This window comes from Boudabousia marimammalium (assembly GCF_001936115.1).
Taxonomy (GTDB): Bacteria; Actinomycetota; Actinomycetes; order Actinomycetales; family Actinomycetaceae; genus Boudabousia; species Boudabousia marimammalium.
The window spans coordinates 115,804-137,316 of sequence record NZ_MPDM01000001.1; the positions used below are offsets into that span (position 1 = coordinate 115,804).

16 protein-coding genes are annotated in these 21,513 nt (G+C 55.0%); 7 read left to right on the forward strand and 9 right to left on the reverse strand.

Annotation, left to right across the window (positions count from 1 at the left end; genetic code table 11):
- Positions 1-156: 156 nt before the first annotated feature.
- The 3 genes from BM477_RS00500 to BM477_RS00510 form a co-directional block, all read right to left on the reverse strand.
- The gene (locus BM477_RS00500; protein WP_075360726.1) at positions 157-1,848 is read right to left on the reverse strand and encodes a hypothetical protein; all 1,692 of its coding nucleotides are present in this window, start codon (positions 1,846-1,848) and stop codon (positions 157-159) included.
- On the reverse strand, positions 1,845-3,335 hold the full coding sequence (locus BM477_RS08450; protein WP_075360727.1) for an ABC transporter ATP-binding protein: 1,491 nt from the start codon (positions 3,333-3,335) through the stop codon (positions 1,845-1,847). Before BM477_RS08450 ends, BM477_RS00500 begins: the two co-directional genes overlap by 4 nt.
- Before the next feature lie 198 nt (positions 3,336-3,533).
- Positions 3,534-4,175, reverse strand: a complete 642-nt coding sequence (locus BM477_RS00510; RefSeq protein WP_084543601.1) for an L-2-amino-thiazoline-4-carboxylic acid hydrolase — start codon at positions 4,173-4,175, stop codon at positions 3,534-3,536.
- A gap of 378 nt (positions 4,176-4,553) precedes the next feature.
- Between BM477_RS00510 and pgm the strand changes: the two genes are divergently transcribed.
- The 5 genes from pgm (at position 4,554) to BM477_RS08515 (ending at position 13,463) form a co-directional block, all read left to right on the forward strand.
- The gene (gene pgm, locus BM477_RS00515; protein ID WP_075360728.1) at positions 4,554-6,227 is read left to right on the forward strand and encodes a phosphoglucomutase (alpha-D-glucose-1,6-bisphosphate-dependent); all 1,674 of its coding nucleotides are present in this window, start codon (positions 4,554-4,556) and stop codon (positions 6,225-6,227) included.
- A gap of 32 nt (positions 6,228-6,259) precedes the next feature.
- Entirely contained in the window at positions 6,260-7,633 is a 1,374-nt protein-coding gene (locus tag BM477_RS00520) for a pentapeptide repeat-containing protein (RefSeq protein WP_075360729.1), read from the forward strand.
- A 336-nt stretch (positions 7,634-7,969) separates the two neighbouring features.
- Positions 7,970-9,841 carry an alanine/glycine:cation symporter family protein gene (locus BM477_RS00525; RefSeq protein ID WP_075360730.1) on the forward strand — a complete coding sequence of 624 codons (1,872 nt, stop codon included), beginning with the start codon at positions 7,970-7,972 and terminating at the stop codon, positions 9,839-9,841.
- A 587-nt stretch (positions 9,842-10,428) separates the two neighbouring features.
- Entirely contained in the window at positions 10,429-11,115 is a 687-nt protein-coding gene (locus BM477_RS00530; RefSeq protein ID WP_075360731.1) for an ABC transporter ATP-binding protein, read from the forward strand.
- Positions 11,115-13,463 carry an ABC transporter permease family protein gene (locus tag BM477_RS08515; protein WP_075360732.1) on the forward strand — a complete coding sequence of 783 codons (2,349 nt, stop codon included), beginning with the start codon at positions 11,115-11,117 and terminating at the stop codon, positions 13,461-13,463. The genes BM477_RS00530 and BM477_RS08515 overlap by 1 nt, the downstream gene beginning before the upstream one ends.
- A 309-nt stretch (positions 13,464-13,772) precedes the next feature.
- Here BM477_RS08515 and BM477_RS00540 read toward each other — a convergent pair whose 3' ends face one another.
- The 6 genes from BM477_RS00540 to BM477_RS00565 all read right to left on the reverse strand — a co-directional run bounded on the left by BM477_RS00540 (position 13,773) and on the right by BM477_RS00565 (position 18,896).
- Positions 13,773-14,078 carry a hypothetical protein gene (locus BM477_RS00540; protein ID WP_075360733.1) on the reverse strand — a complete coding sequence of 102 codons (306 nt, stop codon included), beginning with the start codon at positions 14,076-14,078 and terminating at the stop codon, positions 13,773-13,775.
- Positions 14,079-14,304: 226 nt separating this feature from the next.
- Positions 14,305-15,969, reverse strand: a complete 1,665-nt coding sequence (locus BM477_RS00545; RefSeq protein WP_084543604.1) for an ABC transporter ATP-binding protein — start codon at positions 15,967-15,969, stop codon at positions 14,305-14,307.
- Positions 15,966-16,772 (reverse strand): energy-coupling factor transporter transmembrane component T, encoded by an 807-nt coding sequence (locus BM477_RS00550; RefSeq protein ID WP_084543605.1) that lies wholly within the window; start codon positions 16,770-16,772, stop codon positions 15,966-15,968. Before BM477_RS00550 ends, BM477_RS00545 begins: the two co-directional genes overlap by 4 nt.
- 3 nt (positions 16,773-16,775) lie before the next feature.
- The gene (locus BM477_RS00555; protein ID WP_075360735.1) at positions 16,776-17,366 is read right to left on the reverse strand and encodes an MptD family putative ECF transporter S component; all 591 of its coding nucleotides are present in this window, start codon (positions 17,364-17,366) and stop codon (positions 16,776-16,778) included.
- Between the two features lie 481 nt (positions 17,367-17,847).
- On the reverse strand, positions 17,848-18,075 hold the full coding sequence (locus BM477_RS00560; RefSeq protein WP_075360736.1) for a hypothetical protein: 228 nt from the start codon (positions 18,073-18,075) through the stop codon (positions 17,848-17,850).
- 233 nt (positions 18,076-18,308) lie between these two features.
- Positions 18,309-18,896 (reverse strand): MptD family putative ECF transporter S component, encoded by a 588-nt coding sequence (locus BM477_RS00565; RefSeq protein WP_075360737.1) that lies wholly within the window; start codon positions 18,894-18,896, stop codon positions 18,309-18,311.
- A 164-nt stretch (positions 18,897-19,060) separates the two neighbouring features.
- On the opposite strand from BM477_RS00565, the gene BM477_RS00570 reads away from it, so the two are divergent.
- Both BM477_RS00570 and BM477_RS00575 read left to right on the forward strand, forming a co-directional pair.
- Entirely contained in the window at positions 19,061-20,461 is a 1,401-nt protein-coding gene (locus BM477_RS00570) for an MFS transporter (RefSeq protein ID WP_158024332.1), read from the forward strand.
- Entirely contained in the window at positions 20,454-21,473 is a 1,020-nt protein-coding gene (locus BM477_RS00575; protein ID WP_075360739.1) for an App1 family protein phosphatidate phosphatase, read from the forward strand. Before BM477_RS00570 ends, BM477_RS00575 begins: the two co-directional genes overlap by 8 nt.
- The last annotated feature ends 40 nt before the right edge of the window (positions 21,474-21,513 follow it).

Sequence of the window (21,513 nt, forward strand, 5' to 3'; positions counted from 1 at the left end):
ATTGGGGAATAACCCATACACAAACGCACAAAACCCCGCAAAAACACCGGTTGGGTATGACATTCGGCCAAAAAACGGGCGAATTCGGGCTAAAAATGGCAGAAAGTCATACCAAACTGCACAACCACACTGATTGGTGGGTGTTTGTGTGGGGTATCAGGCGGACTCCATATCCCGGCGGCCAGCCAACACCACAGCCATCAGCACCATCAGCAGGCCAGCGCCACCAAGCACCAGCGCGCCAGTCCAGTGATTACTGCCGTCGGATTGCCGCACCGCCCAGGCAAACAAAGACGCATCTTGCACCCAGTCATCCAGTTTCAACAACTCGCCTAGGATCGAAACAAAAGCCGACCAGGCAATCGGCAGCCACACCAGCCAAGACGCCCTCGGCACCAAAACCAGCAGCAACAAAACGAAACCAGCCGCAGCTAAGGCCGGGCCGACCGAGCCGAACATGACCCAGATGAAAGTGTCACCCAGGTCAGCTTCGCTGCCCGCCTGCGCGACCGCGCCCAAAACCACCGTCACCGCGACGGCGGACACAATGAAGGCGGCAACCCCCACCAGCCAGGAGAAGAACACACTGCGGCGCACCGAAATACCGGACGCGGCCTCGTTCGCCAGATACCCGCGGCGCTCATAGTTGCGGGCGCTCAACACCAGCTGCACAGCCATAATTGTCAGCAGAATCGCCAGCATATTGCCGACCATCAGCAGGTACGCGGTCGCCGGCTCCGAGGTTCCACCCATCGCCGCAATCATCTCCCGCATCCGCTCAGAATCCTCCAGCATCTGCCCCACATTGCCCACAATCGAGCCCCACAGCACGCTCATCACCAGCAGGCCGCCCAGCCAAGACAGAATCGTGGACCGTTGCATCCGCAGCCGCAAACCCAGCAGGCTGTAGCCCTTCGCGGGCTGAGGATTCGCGGCGGAGGTGGTGAGGGTGTCCGGCGTGTACGGGGTGGCCGAGGGCGCTGCCGCGGCCGGGGTTCCAGCGGAGGTGGGTGCATCGCCCGCACCAGCCACCGCGCCCGCCGCCCGCCACCGCCAGGTAGCAAAGAGATCCCGGCTCTGAGACATGTGCGCCGCCAGCCAGCCGAGGGCCAGCACAATCAGCAGCATCGGCGCCAGCGGCCACCACTCGTTCTCCCGGTAGGGGCCGGTCAGATTATGCCAGCCCATGGGTGTGAACCAGTGCAGCCATTTGGTGTCGGCAACGTCCGCGATGCCGCGCAGCACGTAGGCCAGCAGCACGAAACCGAAGGCGCAGAGTTTGGCGGCTCGGCCGCTAGCCGCGACCTGCGCCGCCAGCAGCGCAATCGTCCCGTAGGCCGCAATTTCCAGACTAAAAGTCGCGCCGTACAGTAAAGATTCCGACACCGCAAAATCCTCGATATGTGCCCCGCCGATCGCTAAGGCCAGCCCGCTTCCCATACCTACGGCCAGCGCGGTGCCGTACACAATAGTGGCGGCCGCCCAGAATGGGGCGCTGGGTTTCAGGCCGGCGGCCCGGAGCAGCTCTGTGTTGCCTTGCTCTTCTTGGGTCCGAGTCATTCCAACAGCCAGCAGAATAATCATGGCGGCAACCACGATTTGCAGTACCACACCAATCTTCCATACCGCGAAGTTCGCCAGATTCACCGGCTCTGGAATCGGCCCGTACAGCATCGTGATGCCGTCATTGCCGCGGAATGTCGGCACAATCTCCTGCAGCTCCGCAATCTCTGGGAAGCTGGCGCGATGCGCTTCCGGCATGGCCGCCATGAACCCGATGACCGCCAGTAGCCACGCCGCCAAATAGAACCGCCGCGTTTTCAGGTTGAGGCGCAGCAGCGTGCTCATTTGCGGCTCCTTCGCGGGAAGGTCCGTTTCGGGGTTTCTGGGGCCGAGGACGAGGGAGACTCCGACGTTTCAACCTCCGGCACATGCTCGGCCTCCGGCAGGGTGATGCTCGGTTCGGCAGTCACCGGCTCTGACGCGGGCTGCCGCCACGGCTGAGGTTCTGGCTCCGGTTCAGTGACCAGAGGCTCAGGCATCGGTTCCAGCGCAACCTCCGGCATAACCTCCGGCTCTGGTTCAGTCACCACCGGCTCCGGCTTTTCCTCAGCTAGTGTTGGCTCAGCCAGCTCAGCGAAGACCGGCGGCACGTATCCGCGGTCACTTGGCGGCACATACTCTACTGCGCTGGCCTGGTAATCCTCAATCACCGGGGTCCGCTGCTGTGGCGGCTGCCAGGTGGCCGGTGTTTCAGCCGCCGGCTCATCCCACTGGACGGCAGGCTTCAGCTCAGCCGCCCCACCTACGGTATCCGCAACGCCAGCAACACCCATGGTGCCCGTAGCGCCCGCGGCGTCATCCGCCGACCCGATTATCACCGGTTTGAAGCTCAACACTGCCGGCTCATCCGTATCCGCTGGATCCTCGGCCGGCTCTGCCGCGGGGGCTACCGCCACACCCTCGACACCCCCAATCTCGGCGGGCACTCCCGTCGCGTAATGCGCCAAGAAAATATCCTCCAAGCTGGCGGGCGCACACACAATATCGGTGGCCCGCTGGTCAATCAATCGCTGCAACACGGCGGGCTGCTGGTCGGCGTCCGTGTTCGTTTCGAAACGACTACCGTCAGGCAAAAGCGCCGAAATGTGGAAGCCATGCAGGTACGACAGTTCAGCCAAAGCTCCGGACTCTACGACGCGGCCAGCGCGAATAATCGTAATATCGTCAGCCAGCTGCTGAACCTCGGACAGAATATGGCTAGACAGCAGAACCGAGGTGCCGCGCCCCGCAGCCTCCTGCAAACACTGCGCGAAAACCCGCTCCATCAGCGGATCCAGACCAGAGGTCGGCTCATCCAAAATCAGCACATCCGCGTTCGCGGCCAACGCCGCAATCAGCGCAATCTTCTGCCGATTGCCCTTAGAGTAGGTGCGCATCTTCTTCGACGGGTCCAGCTGGAAACGCTCAATCAGCTCCGCCCGCCGCTGCGGATCATCACCAGAGGGACGCAGCCGCGCCAAAGTCGCCAAAGTCTGCGCACCCGTCAGCTGCGGCCACAACGCCACCTCGCCGGGCACATACGCGGCCCGCGCCGTCGCCGCCGCCGGATCCTTCTGCGGATCATGCCCACCCAACAGCATCCGGCCCGCATCCGCCCGCAACATTCCCAGCAGACAGCGGATAGTGGTGGACTTTCCCGCCCCATTCGGGCCGAGGAAACCGTGGACCGTGCCCGGCCGCACCTCCAGATTCAGCTGATCAACCGCCACGGTCTTCCCGAAGCGTTTCACTAGGCCTTCAATCAGTACTGGGGAGGGGGTTGTCTCGGTCATCTGTCTGCTTCCTATCTTTCCGGCGGGTCCTGCACTGGTGCAGCACTCAAATATCTGTGCTCAACTTTGCCGTATTCTGATAGGGTTTCGCAAGGTTTTTCGGCGGGAAAGACTAAACTCTTGCTGGCGGGTGGGTGGGGAACGCCCTCGTCCTCGGCCCCGAAAGGGCGCCAAATCAGCAACCGGGGCGGCCGTGGCCTACTTCGGGTCCTGCACCTGGTCGCCCACAATCCAGAAATCGCACATGTCGTCGCCCTGCGCCAAAGTCTTCTCACGCAGCAGCTGGGCGCGGCGAGTCTTCACCGTAAGATAATCCAACTCGCAGAAAATCGGCGCCAAATCGCCCATCCCCTGATCATTGAAAAACTTCGCGATAGGGCATTTCGTGAAGTAATAGTAGACGCCGTCCTGGTGGCTGTCATCAAAGTTGAACTTCCAGGTCTCCGGGTATTCTTCGCGGTGCTCCTCCGCCCAGTCCGAGTTGTCGTGCATCTTCTTCCCGAACTTCGCCAGCTGCTTCGGGTCGTTAAAATCACCGTTCCCCATCAGTTTCAGCAGGATCGGGTCGCTGAGGGTGTCGCGCATCAGCTGCCGCAACTCCTGCGGCCCGATCTTGCCGTCGCTAGCTTTCATGAAGGAGAAAAACAGCAGACTGAAATACAGGTTGTCGGCCATCGGGTTCTTTTCGCCAATATTGTCGGCTTGTTCCAGCAGTTTCTTGTATTCGTCCTTGGCGCCACCCATGATCAGTTTGACGTCGGCGGCATCGTAGCGTTTTTTGAGTGCCCGCTTCACAAAAGGCGCCAGAAACAGCCAGTGCTTGGCTTGGTACTTCAGCATCTTTGCTCCTTGGGGCCGAGGATTCGTGGTGTTCTCTCACCATTTACGATACAGCACTGTAGCTTTCTTTGTCTCATTTATGGCCGAGGGAGACGCCGAGCGGCGTGCCCGCGGTTTATGTGAGACAAATTCCCCAAAAAGGGCTGAATTCGAGCGATTTTGGAGAAAACCCCACACACAAACAGGAAGTTGAGGGCAGCGATGGCTACCGAAGGGGTGGGCACAGCGTAGCAACAGGCACTACGGCACGGGCACTTACGGAACAGCTCACCGCACCACCACCGCACCACCACCGCACCACCCGCCGCACCACCACAGCAGCAGCGGAATCCTCCCAAGTGACTTGGCTAACTCCGCTGGGCGTGACAAAATAGAAGTATGCATGAACGCGCTGGCCAGAGGGCCCTTCCAGAAGATTTGATTGATGTCGATGCGGTTGTTTCCGCCTACTATGATTTGGTGCCGGATCCGCAGATTCCTGCGCAAAAGGTGGTGTTCGGAACGTCCGGACATCGCGGTTCCAGCTTGAACACTGCCTTCAATGAGGCGCATATTGTGGCTACTACTGCCGCGATTATTGAGTACCGGCGTAGTCAGGGAACTGACGGCCCGCTGTTTATTGGCCGTGACACTCATGCGTTGAGTGAGCCGGCTTGGCGGACTGCGCTGGAGGTGCTGGCTGCTGCCGACATTGACACGCGGATTGATGCGCGCGGCGGGTTCACCCCCACTCCGGCGGTTTCGCACGCTATTTTGCGCGCCAACGGCGCTGGCACTACCGGCGGCGTCCGCATTGAGGGCCCTGGCCGGGCTGACGGCATTGTGGTGACACCGTCACACAACCCGCCGGCTGATGGTGGCTTCAAATACAATCCGCCCAATGGTGGCCCCGCGGACTCGGATGCGACCAGCTGGATCGCTAACCGGGCCAATGAGCTGCTGGCCGAGGGGTGGCGGGAGGTGCCTAGGCATCCGGATCCTCTCAACGCCGAATGCGTCCATCAAAATGATTACATGTCCGCCTATATTGATGATCTTGCGGATGTGATTGATTTTGATGCGATTCGTGAGGCGGGCGTTAGGATTGGCGCAGACCCCCTCGGCGGTGCGGCCGTAGAGTACTGGGGCATGATCGGGGAACGCTACAACCTGGACCTGACCGTGGTGAACCCGGAGGTTGACCCTGCCTGGTCGTTTATGACGCTGGACTGGGATGGCAAGATCCGGATGGACTGCTCCTCCCCGTACGCGATGGCTTCCTTGATGGACATTATGCGTCCCGCCGAGGATGGCTCCACCCCCTACGATATTGCGACCGGTAATGATGCAGACTCTGACCGTCACGGCATTGTGACCGCTGACGGGCTGATGAATCCGAACCATTTCCTGGCGGTAGCGATCGAGTACCTGTTCACTCACCGTCCCGGCTGGGCGAAGAACGCCGCGATTGGTAAAACCCTAGTGTCTTCCGCTCTGATTGACCGGGTGGCGGCTGATTTGGGCCGTCAGATGATTGAAGTTCCCGTCGGTTTTAAGCATTTCGTGCCCGGCCTGGTGAACGGCTCGGTCGGTTTCGGCGGTGAAGAATCTGCGGGAGCCTCATTCCTACGTAAGGATGGCACCGTGTGGACCACCGATAAGGACGGCATCATCATGTGTTTGCTGGCGTCTGAGATTCTGGCGGTCACCGGTAAGACTCCGTCACAGTTGCACCGTGAGCAGGTCGAACGCTTCGGTGCTTCCGCCTATGAGCGGATTGACTCCGCCGCCACGAAGGCTGAAAAAGCGAAACTGGCGAAACTCTCCCCCGAGGATGTCACCGCCACAGAGCTGGCCGGCGAACCGATCGTTGACCGCCTGGTGGATGCACCCGGCAACGGGGCGCCGATTGGCGGCCTTAAAGTCACGACCGAGAACGCTTGGTTTGCGGCCCGCCCCTCTGGCACGGAGGACGTGTACAAGATTTACGCTGAATCATTCAAGGGCGTGGAGCATCTAAAGGAAGTACAGGAAGCAGCGAAACAGGTGGTGGCGGACGCCCTCGGCGCCTGAGCAGAGGGCACACTAAAAAGAGTAGGTAAAATATGGGAAAGAAAATCGGAAGAATTCCTCTGTACTTGGCTGTATTCGGAGTACTTTTGTGCTCCATCATAATATTCTTCTCCGCATTAAGGGGAATGCCAATCGTACTGGATTTTTTTGGATATGAAGAGCTAGAAACCAACCAGTTGGTAACCATTTCTCTCTCAATCACAGCGGGATTGGGAGCAGCTGTGTTTATGGTGGTTAACTACCGAAAACAATCATTGGAGGAACGTAAATACGCGGACTCGCATGAGTCTGAACTTGTCGCCAGTTTTAACGAGTACGCAAGAGATTTGAATCAGCAAACCACTCAGGCAGTGGCGGCAATTATCGGTATTTCATATATCACAGACAAGATATCAGAACTTGGCCCCGAACATAAAGAGACTTTTAATCAAAGATGCGTGGATATTCTGTGCTCTTTTCTGCGCAGTCAAACTGACGAGAAGAGCCCCCGACTAGCCGAAATAAAACAGTCCGAAGTAATCAAACAGTTTCGTGTACACACACTAGAAGATGCTGAGAACAGTTGGTCTGGATGCACTTTTAATCTGCCTGAAATCAGGTTTTTTGCCAAACTCGATTTACGCAACTCCGTCTTCGATGGCTTGGTAGACTTCAATGGATCACAGTTTGAACGTTCCATAGACCTAAGCTATACGAAGTTCAGTACAGTTAATTTCGATAACACAACATTTATGGGAGAGAAAAACCTCTTCATTCACACCAAATTTAGAGATGAAATCACGTTTACTGGAAACTGCAAGTTTATGCATGATACTTATTTTAACGAGGCAGTTTTTCCAGATCAGGTTGTTTTTGGCAACTCCTTCACTCCCTCAACCCGAGAAAGCGAAGAACACTCAAATATTACAATTTTCTACGGAAACCTATCGTTTCAAAATGCCCATTTTGGGTCAACAGGCTCTGGCAGTGCATACTTCAATAGTGCAATGTTTCGCGATTCTGCAGATTTCTCAAAGGCTCATTTCGGCTCCTTAGAGTTTGTTTATGCCCAGTTTGAAAAGTCACTATACCTCGACCAGACCACTATTCTTTTGGGTATTAATCTAGAGCATGCATCGATTCGTCACGATTTACAACTAAAATCTCTCACTTTTCCCGACGTTAACTATGCGGCACCAGAACTCAAGTTATACAAGACCAAAGTCGGGGGTAGCTTCATACTGGATGAAAAACTAGACGAAAAACTAGGCGAAACGTACGCCGAGAACTTCGAGGAAAATACCGCGCTTCCTCGACATCTACAAATCTCCGAAATGGAGGTAGGAGACGCTTCTCCTAGTTCTATGTTAAACGGATTCTTTGAAACTAATCGGTTACGCATCCATTCCTCCGCAAAGACAGTTTGAGCCCCGCCTCGGTCTTGAGCCATTAAAAGCGCGGCAGCTAGGCTACTTTCAGCCCGGCTGCCGCGCTTTTCAATACGCACTCTGCAAACCCGCACCCCTTCCGCACCCCACTTCAACGCGCGTTTCCCCACAAAATCTTGAACTGTGCGGAAAGTACCAGAAAGCTGTCCCGGGCAGGGTGCATAATGGATACGTGCATATATCGTGCACTAGCGAGGCGAAATCAATGCCCCACAACGGCAAGGCAAATCCAATCCTGCCTGCATGATTTCGCACGTAACCCACAACTGTGACGGCCTCCGCCTGCGCTGAGCGCCGCCCTTTGAGAAGGAATACATGTTGAATATTGCTGCTTTAGGCTTAGCGGCCCTTATCCCGACCGAAACTTGGAGTGAAACCATTAATCAGGCGATTTCTAGAGCACTTGACCCCTTCGTAAATGCACTGTCTGCAGTGGTTTTCTACTCCCCCTCAATCGGGGGGACGCAGATTCCGCTGATTGTGCTGTGGCTGCTGGCTGGCGGTATTTTCTTCACCGCCTACCTGGGCTTCATGCAGCTGCGGGTATCCACTTACCGGCACTCTCGTAAACTCATTAAAGGCCAGTACACGCGCCACTCCGACCCGGGTGAAGTGACCAGTTTCCAGGCGCTCGCCACGGAACTTTCCGGCACAGTGGGCTTGGGCAATATTGCGGGTGTCGCGGTCGCTATCACGATGGGCGGCCCGGGCGCTGCCCTGTGGATCATTATTGCGGGCCTGATCGGTATGGCGTTGAAGATGGCGGAAGCCACCCTCGGCGTGAAGTACCGTGAAGTGGATGAGGACGGCAACACCTCGGGCGGCCCCATGTACTATTTGAAGCACGGTTTGGCGGAGCTAGGGAAGCCGCGCTTCGGTAAAGTGCTGGCTGTTTTCTTTGCGATTGCGACCGTGTTCGGGGTGACTGGTGCGGGCAATATGTTCCAGTCGAATCAGGCGGCGGCGCAGCTGGTGAATGTGACCGGCGGCGACACCAGCTTCCTGTACGGCAAGGAATGGCTGATTGGTGTGGTGATCGCGATTTTTGCGGGCGCAGTCATCCTCGGCGGCATCTCGAAGATCGGTTCGGTGACTTCGAAGATTGTGCCGTTCATGGGTTTGCTGTACGTCTTGATGTGTCTGTTCGTGCTGGTGCCGAATATCACGCACATTCCGGCTGCTTTCGGTGAGATTTTCGAGGGCGCTTTCACTGGCCAGGGTGTGGCCGGCGGCATTTTGGGCGTCATGATTGTGGGCTTGCGCCGGGCGGCGTTCTCTAACGCGGCGGGCGTCGGCACGGCCGGCATGGCTCACTCCGCGGTGAAGACTCGCCGTCCCGCGACCGAGGGTTTCGTCGCCATGTGGGAGCCTTTCGTGGATTCGGTGGTGATTTGTACTCTAACGGCTTTGACGGTGATTATTTCCGGCGTCTGGAAGGGTGCGCAGGGTATCGAGGGTGTGGCATTGACTGCAGCCGCCTTGGAGACCAGTGTTTCTTGGTTTGATGTGCCGCTGACGATTGCGATTATTCTGTTTGCTTTCTCCACGATTCTGTCTTATTCCTACTATGGGATGAAGGCGATGGGTTTCCTCTTTGGCGGTTCTAAGACCGCGGAGAAGGCTTATAATATCGCCTATTTGCTGCTGATTGTGGTGGGCGCTGCGGCCTCTTTGGATACGATTATTGCTTTCTCTGACGCCATGTTTTTCTTGATGGCGGTGCCGAACTTGCTGGGCATGTACATGCTGGCGGGCGTGGTGAAGCGTGAGATTTTTGGTCATCGAGAGAAGGTCGATGCGGGCGTGATTTCTGAGGTTGCCAAGGACGAGCAGGTTGGTGTTTTCAACGCGGCAGAGGCGGATGAGTCTCATGCGGCGGTCGCGCAGGCGGAGACGGTGGCGGCTTTTGAGTTGGCGGCGGAGGCCCGTTACGATGCGGAGCAGGCGCAGGCTGATGACAGTGTGAATGAGGCGGCGACCGAGGCGGCGGTTTCCGCCTACCAGGAGGCTTCGGCGCAGGCGGTGGAGACGGCGCAGCAGGCGCGCGAGATTTTCGCGGCGGCTGACGATGAGACTGGAATGCTGCCGGAGGAAGCTGACGTGGAGCCTTTGGTGACTGGTTTCGCGAATGAGATTATGCCTGACCTAGAGGAATCAGGGACTGGGGACGAGGGTTCTCAGATTTAGTTGAGGTTTAGGGCCGAGGGTTTCACACCTGTTGAACATTGGGGGACGGTGAATCCTCGGCCCTAAAACACAGACGCCTAATAGGCTGTGCGGGAAAACCAGTTTTTTACCAATATCACCGCTCTCAACTACTGAGTAAAACTGATTGACTTTTTCTTACATCTACTCTACAATGAGCATATTATTGAGAAGTAGACCACACCTATGTGACTACACTCACACTAAAGGGGAGTGTTGTTGATGACTATCTTGACTAAACGTTTATTTCAACTTTCGTTGCTATTTTGATAGCAATAGGCGGAATTGCCGCAGTCGACTATTCAGTGGCAAATGCCTTGGGATCGTACTGTACAGCTTGGATTAGAACAGTGGGCAACGCGCAACAAGGACAAGGTAGGTGTTCTTGGATAAGTGCCGACACTAAGGTTAGGGTACATCTTTCCATCCCCTATTGGCCAGATCATTACTCTAGCTGGTTTACTCGTACCCATAAAACATATTCCACCAGCTGGGCTGTTCAATGGGGATCGTGGGAAGCTGGATGGGCTCGCACTGAGCAGTATCCACGTTATTAGAAAGGTAACCCTGTGATTGAGTGTTCTGAGGTTTCTTTTTCATTTCCCGGAGCGCGCTCCAGTCGGCTGATTTTTGACCGAATGAACGTGTCTTTTGCGGAAGGGAAGTTTCATGCAGTCATGGGTCCGTCTGGTTCAGGTAAAACCACTTTGTTGAATCTACTTGATGCGACGCTTCGCCCGCATTCAGGTAGCATCACAATCGCAGGAAAAGAAGTTGGAGCATATCAACTGGGGGAACTGCGCGGACACATTTTGACTCGGATTTACCAGGATTACCGGCTGATTCCTTTTCTTACTGCCGCCGATAACATTCGTTTAGCACAGCAGGTGGCAGGCAACCTTAAATCTAAACCGGACTGTGCGTTAGATTTATTGCAACGTTTAGGAATCTATGATTTGGCTGACTATCCGGCCAGTCAGCTTTCTGGGGGAGAAGCGCAAAGAGTAGCGATTGCGAGAGCATTAGCAAACTATCCGAAAGTAATCTTGGCAGATGAGCCCACCGGCGCTTTAGACGAAAAGGCTTCACTTGAAATAGCAGTCTTACTGCGGAACTTAGCGCATGAAACGGGCGTCTGTATTGTGACGGTAACGCATGATCCGGCATTGGCGGCAGCAGCAGACAGGGTCGTGCTGGTTCACGACTATCAGATGGTGGAAAAGAATTTGTCTACTTCACCCCAAGGTAGTTTCTGATGTTGAACAGGCGGATAGTTTTAGGTGTTATTCGCAGTAACCTAAAGATTGTAGCCGCGTTCTTTGTTGGTTTGCTTGTTTTATCGTCATTATCCTTGTTGGGAACAATGGTCTCAGCGACCTATCTTCGCACAGTTGAAAATGATGTTCGTTCGACATATGGGGGTTTCCGGTATCTTGTTGGATCTACCACCTATGCCGGACAGGAACGGCTTAGCGATGAAGCAAAAGAACCGGATTTTATCAAGTTTATTAAAGGAAACTGCACCCTCTCCGATACTAATAAGATCACAAAAGTTGATTTGATTAAAGTAGGTGGAAACCTACAATACAGTCAGCTACTGGCTGGACGTTTTCAAAACAGTCCTAACGAGGTAGTGCTATCCCGTCAGCTTGCTGACCTGCACAATCTGGAGCTAGGCAGCCAAATAACCTGCGATAAGCTCAATGCCACAGTTGTAGGCATTTCAGTGCTCCCCGCCCGCACCAGCGAATTGTTTATAGTCACAAAGATTAGTAGCGACGAACCATCTGAAACGTCTGGCTACTGGTACACAAATACAAATCCTGAAAATGATCCGCGCCTCAAAGACTTAGAGAGCAACAATTTCGGAGTAATTTCTGTAGAAGGTAACATCCAGTTTGCTCAAGAGTCAGTGAAAGATTCGTTAATCAGAGTGTGGGATGCGATTGCATACATTCTCATAGTCGCAGTGGGCGTCCTTCTATTCACCGCTTTTTCTGTGTTTTCGAATGTTACCTATAAGCTTCGTATCGCCCTTGAAGCCGCAGGAATGGCGAAAAGAAAAACCTATTTTCTGACTATCACCCCACTGCTAGCTTTATCATTCACTGCCGTACTATTAGGATCACTTTGTACCCATTTATTGGGGTTTTGGTTGGCTCAGCCGCTTGGATCCTATTTTGATCACTACTGGCTGCAAATAGAATGGACTGGAATTAAACAAGGCTATCTGGGGATTTTTATATCATGCTTGGCGGCTGTGGCAGTTGGATTATTCTGGGCACGCATTAGAACCAAATTTGCTTTCAAAACCGACAACCTATCTTCAAGCGGCAAATCAATCAAAGGCTTGTCGATATTCACTTTACTGATGATAGGTTTCGGCGTTGCCAGCGCGCCTTTCGCTTACACTCATCCCTTGTGGAATTACACATCAGTAATCGCTTTAGCTATGGGACTGGGTCTAACCGGTTTTATTTTAGCTTGGTTGCCCTATGGAAAACCATTACGAATCGCCGGCTACCGCAGTGGCACACCAGCAATCTCTTTCACCCCAATTATTGCAGTCGTTTGCGCGATAGCTACGACTGCCGGCACTCATTTATGGATGCAGAACAAGGCACTTTCAGGGGGAAACCTAAATGCGGGCGGCTATGTTGCAATTTCGTCTCTCACTCAAACAGATGTGGATTATTTGCAGGCAAAATTTCCTGAGATGATAACTAACGCAATAGTATTTGCTGTCCCGGAGAAACCTCATGCTCAAATACGCATAGGTTCAGAACAATCTGCCCAGTGCAATGAGGCCACTTCTAGCGACAACCCAGCTTGCAAATCCTTTACCGGACTATTCGGCTTTGTGGTTTCAGATAATGGTAAAGATTTGATAGGAAAGATATCTCCTGAGCTTGCCGAAGCCCAAGCAGGAAATACCTATTCCCTTTTCCAATTCGATTCCACCCCCAGTAGATTTGACGAAAGTTTTCCAATCACACTAGGTAAAGTCACCCTTGAAAAAGATGTAGATCAGCGTTTGGGAAATGCGCAATTACCCGACTGGATTGCTGACCCAAGTTTAGCCGTGTTCCGCGAAAAGAATATTCGCATCGGATTGGAAAGAGCCCTCTACATTCCAGACTTCAACCGTTATCCTGTCACTGATCGGCAAAATTTTTTCAGCACAGTTTCATCCCGCACTTTAGGTTTTATTAACCAACCGGGCGAGATTGACGGTAGCACTTTGCGGCTTCTCAGCTATGGCATCTTCGGTTTTGAAAGTGGATTGGCTCTTTTAATGGCTGCCATCGGATTGGCTACCACTAAGCGCTATCGCAAAGAATTTTTTGCCACCATGATTGATTACGGCGCGAATCAATACTTTATTTTCCGCCTCCAGCTTTCACACCTATTCCCATACCTGTTCGCTATTATCAGTGGATCAGTGATTGGCCGTATGCTGGTGGTCCCCGTCTTTGTTGGAAGGGCATTACCCGAGAAAGTTGAGCCCGGTCTGATTTGGCTTACACCCGTTTTTGTCGCCATCATAATTTTGATTGTTATATACCTTGTCCGATACCCAAAACTACAACTGAAAGGAAATTGAAATGCACAAGACAATTGTGACTCTAGCTGGTTTGGCACTGGCTTGCACAGGTGCTAGTATGCTAATCATTGAGCCAGATATCGAATATGCCCAGAATTGAGCTAAGACGTAAGTGGTTTCGCGAATGAGATTATGCCAAATCTGGAGGATTCAGAGGCGGGGGACGAGGGTTAGTCTGCCCCTCAGTCTGCGGAAGGCTAGGCCAAAGGGAGTGCTCCGGGAAGTTGTACTTATAGAGACAGGGTGGGTGGTTTGCTGCTGATTGCAGTCAAACCACCCACCCTGAGGTTTTAGGATTAGCTGGAGAAGTTATCCTGCACCTCCAGATGCGAATCCGATATAGAACAAGATAGCAGGGCTCAGCATGAGCAGAACGCCACCTACTGCAAGCGCCAGCAGCAAGTAGTCCGCGTTTCTCTTGTTAAGAGAGACGATGAACAGGGCTGCGGCGCCAAGCGCGGTAACTACCCCGCCAAGCATCACGATTGTCGTGAGAACAGCGGTGTAAGTTCCTGCCACACCAGTTAGCGATACGGCTAGCATCAGCAAGGAGAGAAGAAAAACTACACTCGCGATTAGTCGGATAGTTTTCCGCAAATCCGTAACTTTATTCATTTTGGTCACCATCCTTTCAGTTACTTCTTGCAGTTATCAGCGGATGACTGGAAGTAAAGCTTAGCTTCCTTCAAGAGATATCCGAGAAACTGTTCAGGGCACCAACTTGACACACGATTTGCATCGTTGCTAAGCGCATGTTAAGCTGATACAGGCGTCATTTCATTATCATAGATTTTTGCACACAAAATACATTGTGACTCTACTCACATTTACTGTAGGTTGGTTATATTGCTCGGTAACTGCAGGTAGCGGCAGTCTCCGCACGGTCGCCGGGCCGCAAAACCAGTAGAGAATCCGCGCAGGCGTCAATCAGTTCAGGGTCGTGCGTAATCACCAGCACGTTTACGCCACTTGCCGCTAACTCGTTCAACCGGGCCGCTATCCGCCGCAAATGCCGGTAATCGACCCCCGAAGTCGGCTCATCAAACAGGTACAGTTGCGCATCTCTTGCGACCGCCGCCGCAATCACGAGGCGCTGTTTCTGCCCACCCGACAGGCTTAAAGGATGCCGGTCCGCTAAATCTGCCAGCTCGAACTGCTCCAGCAGGCCGGGCACATCAATACTTTCTTGGCGTTCCTTACTCAAGCCTAAAGTGATTTCATCTTTAACTTTCGCGGAGAATAGTTGCCGGTGGACGTCTTGCATGACGAGGGCGGTTTCGGCCTGCAAATCCTCCGGTTTACGTAAAGTTCCGTGCCGGTAGATGCTCCCGCCGGGCAGCGGTTTCAGCAGGCCGGACAGGAGTTTAGCGAGGGTGGATTTACCGACGCCGTTGTGTCCCACTATGGCGGTCACTTCACCGGCCGGCAGGTCTAGGGCCGGAATCTCTAAAACGATGCGTTTGCCGTAGCCGGCCCGAATTTTCCGTAGAGAAACCCCGGATTCTAGCGGCTCGCTAGGTGAACTAAGGGCTTCGGCGGGTCGGGCGACAGGCGCAGAAATAGGTTCACCAGCATGAGCCGTCGGGCTGGGCGCTGGCGTGCTGCCCGTTTCAGTTGGAGCCGTCTGCGCCTGGACGGGCGCATCATGTTCCGAAATTACTGGGCACTCTGCGACGCTCTTATCCTTCACTGGCGGATGGCCAGCGAACACGCCCTCGTCGCGATGCAAACGCCGCAAACCTAAGTCTCGGCGCTGCTGATCGGTGAGGGCAAAGAACTCGGCGCCGGTGAAGCGGCGGGCCACCCGGCCGCCCTCCATCAAGAGGACCTGGTCGGCTAGACCCTCCAGGAAAGCGAGGCGATGCTCCGCGACGACCAGGGTTTTGCCATCCGCTTTGAGGCGGCGCAGCAGGGCCGCGAAATCCGCGATCGCGGGGACGGACAGGTTGGAGGTCGGCTCATCGAACAGCAGGACCGGCGTATTCGACATGACAGCTTGGGCGCAGGCGACGCGCTGCAGTTCACCGCCGGAAAGCTGACGCAGATTCCGGCCCAGCAGGTGCGCGACGCCTAGGGCCTCCCCCTGCTCACTGATGCGGTCGCGGATCAGCTGCGGATCCAGCCCATAGTTTTCGTTGCGGAAAGCCAGCTCAGACAGGACCTCGGAGGTGAAGAACTGGGTGCGGGGGTTTTGGAATACGGTCGCAGAAACCCGGCCGGTTTCCACCAGTGGACTGTCTGAGACTTGTCGGCCGGCGACTTCGACGCTGCCGCTCAGTTCGCCCGTATGAAAATGTGGAACCAGACCGTTGAGCAGGCGCAAAGCGGAGGATTTACCGCAACCGGACGCCCCACACAGCACCGTCAATGAGCCTTCGGGGACGGTAAAAGACACGTCAGTGAGGGCGGGCATCGCCGGGCCTCCTCCAGGCACCGGCGAACCGGTGTCTGGTGCGTCCTCGTCCTCGACGCCGTAACGGAATGTCACCTTGGAAACCTTAATCACAGCAGCCACCCCCAAATGGTGGAGGCGAAAGCGATGGCCGCGGTCGCCGCAATCAGCGCCGCGTCATGCCAGGTGAAACGCAGACGCACAATGCTGGTCGGCTGGACGGCGCCACCCAGCCCGCGCGTCAAAGCGGCGGCGGACAGCTCATCCGCCATCCGGATAGATGAGGAGAGGAGCGGCACCAGAATGTACTCGGCGGTGCGAATCGGATGCGCCAGCACCCCGAAAGCGCCGGGGAACAGGCCGCGCAGCCGCATGGCGTCACGGATGGCGAACAGTTCATCAATGACGGTCGGAATGTAGCGCAGCACCACGGTAAAGGGAATCACAATGAACTGTGGGATGCGAAGCCGCCGCAGCGCCGCCGTCAGTTGCGCCGGGCCGGTCGTCAAAATCACGTAGATTGCTGCGGAGATTGACACCCCGAAACGGAGTGTCCAGTAGCCGATAGTCACAAAAATAGCGACCAGCACGTTCTGCCACAGCAGCGGCAGAACATAGGCGCAAAACGCGGCGGGCAGCATAATCAGCAGGTAGGGGCGCAGCGACCGCCAGCCGTCACTGACAACCAGCAGGAAACCGGCAACCAGCATGCCGACCAGAATCTCGGGCGCCTTCGCCGCATGCATTAGCGTCGTATTCACCACCACCAGAAACAGCAGCTTGGTGCGCGGATCCACGTTGGATGCGGTCACGCCCAGGCGCGTCATTAGGGGTCCCGAGGGCGAGGGTGCGCGCGTCTCCCCTAGCAGGGGACTAAATGACGGCGCGGAGCCGGCGGCAGCGGATTCAGTACTCATAAATCAGTTGGTTTTGAAGTGCTTTTCCACGATTAGGGCGCCCACCCAGCCGGAAACCAGTGAGCTCGCAAAGACGCAGGCAGCGAATAGGAGCATCCCGGCGGGCGTGAAAATCTGGCCCATCTGCTGGGCAAAATCGGCGCCCAGGCTTTCCGTAATGTGCTGCAAGAAATTGTCGGTGTCGTAAAGAATCGGGGTCAGTGGCGTAATGTTCCACAGGGAGAACACCGCGTACGCCAACACGTTTAGGGCGCGGTTGCGGTACTTTCCGGCGCGGGCAATCAAATCACCAAGCAGACCCGTCAAAGTGGCAACAATAATGGTGTACCAGATGTGTCCGCCCATGAAAATCAGCAGACCAATCAGGAATCCCATGATGGCCAGCGCCCAGGGGGCACGGACTTTGCGGAGGAACAAAATGATGACGGGACCGGAAATCAGAATGGAAATCAGCGGGCCAATGAACATCATCAGCGGGTTCAAGATCCCGGCGATGCCGCCGACTGCTAACAGCACAAAGTAGAGGGCGGTGAAAACTCCGGTAGTGATTAGAGTTTTCACATCCAGTCCGCCAGCTGATGATGCCGTTTTCATTGCTTAACCTGCCTTGAATTGTTCTGCTCCTGCTCATTGAAACATAAGCCTTAGCTAAGTAGCAACCCTTGGAGCAGGGAAAACCGCTGAGAGGTAGAGGCAGTTTGGACTGGCAAACAGCTAGAGACGCGAAAACTTATTCGCCGTCTTGAAAAATGACCCCCAAAAGGAAACTAGCGGTATCCCCTACGTCAATGCAGGGGGTACCGCCTTGGCTGCGCCTTTAACCTAAACTCAAAAAGCCTCTTGATCAGATTGCAGCAGCAAACTTTCTAACTCTAAGTCGCGTAGGTAGAACAGACTTTAATCGGGCCTACCAGAGCTTAAGTGCCGTTCTATTTTGTACAGGAAGTAGCAGCCCAAGATTACAGCTGCTCCTACAGCAACTTTTCCTACTGTCGCCACAATTAGAATAAAAGCGTGCATAACAGGCACCTCCTAATAATTAAAATTTGCAATACGCAAACAACTTGTCAAGTAGCTAAAATCCGCCAGATAGTGAACGGTTTTCAAGAATCTTCCCGTTGTCCGCGTCCACGAGGATGTAGCGAGCTTGGTTATCATCTGCCTTATCTGGAATGACGGTGGTAAATGCCTTGTCCAGATTATCTGGGGTTGGGGTCGGAGTTGCCATAGCCAAGCTAGCTGATGCGCCAGCTAATGCGATTACGAATGTGCCAGCGGATAGGATAGAAAGAATGCGTTTCATTTTTGCCTCTCTTTCAATGTAGACAGCCATTGTCTACAAACGAAAATTTACGCTAATTTACTGAGAAAGTAAATCAGTTTTCTATTTAGGATGTGCACAGATATTGCGTTATTAACCTCTGCCGAATCAGAGCACAGAAAATAGAACAAAGACCTGTAGAACCCCAGTGAATAGACAAGCGCATGCGGGGCGGTCGCCTTGACGGCACCGCGGGTTCCGCTAGTGCCATAGTTTCACACGGTTTGGAAATGTTTCCGAATGATAATGGCCCCCACCCAGGCGGACAGAGCCGCACACACGAACACGCAGACAGCGAATAAACCCATGCCGGCGGGAGTGAAAATCTCGCCCAGAGTCTTCGCATAGGAGGCGCCCATGCTACCCGAAATATGACCCAAGAAATTGTCCGTATCGTACAAGATGGGAGCCAGCGGAGTGACTGTCCAAAGCGCAAACACCGAATACCCCAGCAGATTCAAAGACCGCTTCCGGTAGTTCCCAGAACGGGCAATCAAGTCACCCAACAGCGCGGCAAAGGGAGCGACGAGGATGCAATACCAGACCCGGCCAATCAGCATCATGAGCGCCCCAATGATGAATCCCAAAATCACGAAAGCCCAAGGGGTGCGGACTTTCTCCAGAAACAGCATGATGACCGGGCCGGACAGCAAGATAGCGACCAGCGGCCCCACGAACATCATGAATGGATTCAGCAAGCTGATCATGGCACCGACCGCCAACAGCACAAAATACAGGGCAGTGAAAATGCCAGTGCTAATCAGTGCTTTGACGTCCAGCTGGGCGGTTGCGGCAGAGCTCATAGAATCCTCAGCTTGTGGTAGTGCGGGCGGAAAAGAAGTAAGGCAAACCAAACTTATGCGACACTATTCAAAACTGTGTCATTTTCTTCTGTTTCTATTGAAGCACTACACTGCGAGGCTGGCAACTCGCGGCGCCCTCGTCCTCGGCTCAGTGAGAAAGTTCCGTGCAGCAGTCGAAAATCTGGCGGCAGCCATGCCAGAATGAGAGCATGTTCAGCTCATACCGTGAAATTCTGTCAAAACCCGGCGCTGCCCTATTTTCGGCCGCCGGCTTTGCGGCACGCTACCCGATGGCGCTGATTTCACTGTCCATGCTGATTCTGATTCACACCGCCTACGGCAACTACACGATCGCCGGCCAGGTCAACGCGGTCGGCATCCTCGGTTTCGCCGCGGGCGCCCCGATGCTGGCGCGGCTGGTAGACCGCTACGGGCAAGCCAAAGTGATGCGCCCAGCAATCATGCTTTCTTCAGCTTCCCTTTTGGCGGTCGCTGGGGTTGCCGCTATTCAGGGTCCGGTTTGGTTGCTGTACGTGTTTTCAGTGACGGCAGGCATGTTTGCTGGCTCCATCGGGGCGATGGTCCGCTCCCGCTGGTCCAATCTTTTGCATCAGCCCGACCTATTAAATACGGCTTTCGCCTTAGAGGCCGCCCTCGATGAGATTGTGTTCATGACGGGGCCAATGATTGCGACCGCACTGACCACCTACGTGCATCCGACAGCCGGCCTGATTGCCTGTGCCGTAATCGGGGTTCTAGGCGGAATCTGGTTCTTTAGTTTGCGCGCCACTGAGCCGGCTCCTACGGGGAAGATCGCGGCCGGCTCCCTGGACGCGGGCATGATAATGAAATCCGGCACGATGCTGTCGATTGCGGCGACTTTCGTTGGGGCGGGCGCCATGCTGGGCTCCATCGACGTGGCAGTCGTAGAGTTCACGAAAGAGTTAGGAGTGCCCGCCTCAGCGGGACTGCAACTGGGGATCATGGCGACCGGCTCACTGCTGGGTGCTCTGATTTTTGGGTCCCGACAGTGGCGGGTGCCGCTCAGTCGCATCTACATTTCTGTGGTAATTGCACTGGCTTTAGGCACTTCCACTTTCTTATTCACCACCGCACAATGGTCTTTGGGGATCGCCATGTTTATCACCGGCATGGCTTTCGCCCCCACAATCACAATCGCGACCACGATTGTGCAACGAATCGTGCCGGCTTCCCGCCTGACCGAGGGTTTAACCTGGATGAACACGTTCATGAATATTGGGACTGCCACCGGTCTAACTGTGGCAGGGCGGTTAACCGACCTGCACGGTTCTACTGGCGGTTTCTTCATGGCGATGATCGGCGGTGCCGCAATGACCGTGGTGGCAGTCGCAACTTTGCCGCTGATACGCACCTCTTTGCGGGCTTCCCGCCGACAGCATTCGCAGGAACTACAGGACGCAATTTCAGGCGAAGAGCATACGGAATCCTCTACCGGGAGGACTGAGGATTTGAGCTCATCTGCCGAGACTGCCGGATCCGCTGAGTCTGCCGAAACTCAAAATCCGGGGGAAAAAGTTGAATAACTGGCTGCATAGATCCGGGGCGCTAGCTGCCCTAGTGGAGGATTGGATTTATGCTGGGCTGCGTCGTTGGGGGCGCTGGCGAGGGCTGATCGCCCAGCCTTTCCCTCTGGCGGCCTACGGTTCCGCACCACCCTCGGACCCAAACCCGTCCTCCCCCACTGATTTTGCGCGCATTATTGTGCGCGTATTGATGGTCTCACCCCATTATGATCGTTGGGAATTTTTGCGCCAAAGAAGGGGGTTCTGGCAGTTTTTGAGCCTGCAGCTGGCGGGCGTGCCCGTGCAGATTCGGCTGGGTGCCGCAACTTTGGAGACGATCACTGATCGGGGCGGCTATGTTGATGTGGTGTTGCGCGGGCATGGGCTGCCGGCCGGCTGGCATGACGCGGTGGTGAGCGTATCCGGAGGCAAACCGGTCAGTCAGCCTGTTCAGATTGTGGGGGCGGAGCCAATCCGCGGCATTATTTCGGATGTGGATGACACGATTATGAATACGGCTTTGCCGCGGCCTTTCCTGGCTTTCTGGAATGCTTTTGTGGCGCATACGAAGGCTCGTTCCGCAACGGTGGGGATGCCAAAATTTTTTGCAGCCTTGCAGGCTGAATGTCCCGGCCCGGTGATTTACTTATCTACGGGGGCTTGGAATGTGATCGGAAATTTGCAGGATTTTGTGCGCCGGCACGGATATCCGCGCGGTAGCTTTCTGCTCACCGATTGGGGGCCGTCGAATACTGGCTGGTTCCGGTCCGGGCAGGAGCATAAACGCACTCAGCTGCGCCGCCTAGCTGCCGAGTTGCCGCAAGTCTCATGGGTGCTGGTCGGCGATAATGGGCAGCATGATCCGCAGATTTACCGCGAGTTCGCCCTGGAGTTCCCTGACCTGGTTGACCAGATTGTGATTCGGACCCTCTCCCAGCGGGAGCATTTTTTCGCGCACGGCACGGTCGCGCCGCTGAAGGTGGTTCAGTCCAAGAGGTCGTTTAAGGACCGCCTAGTGGGGGATTTCGAGTAGGTTTTGGGGGCCGAGGGAGGGTCCGTGGCTAGTCTCCTGT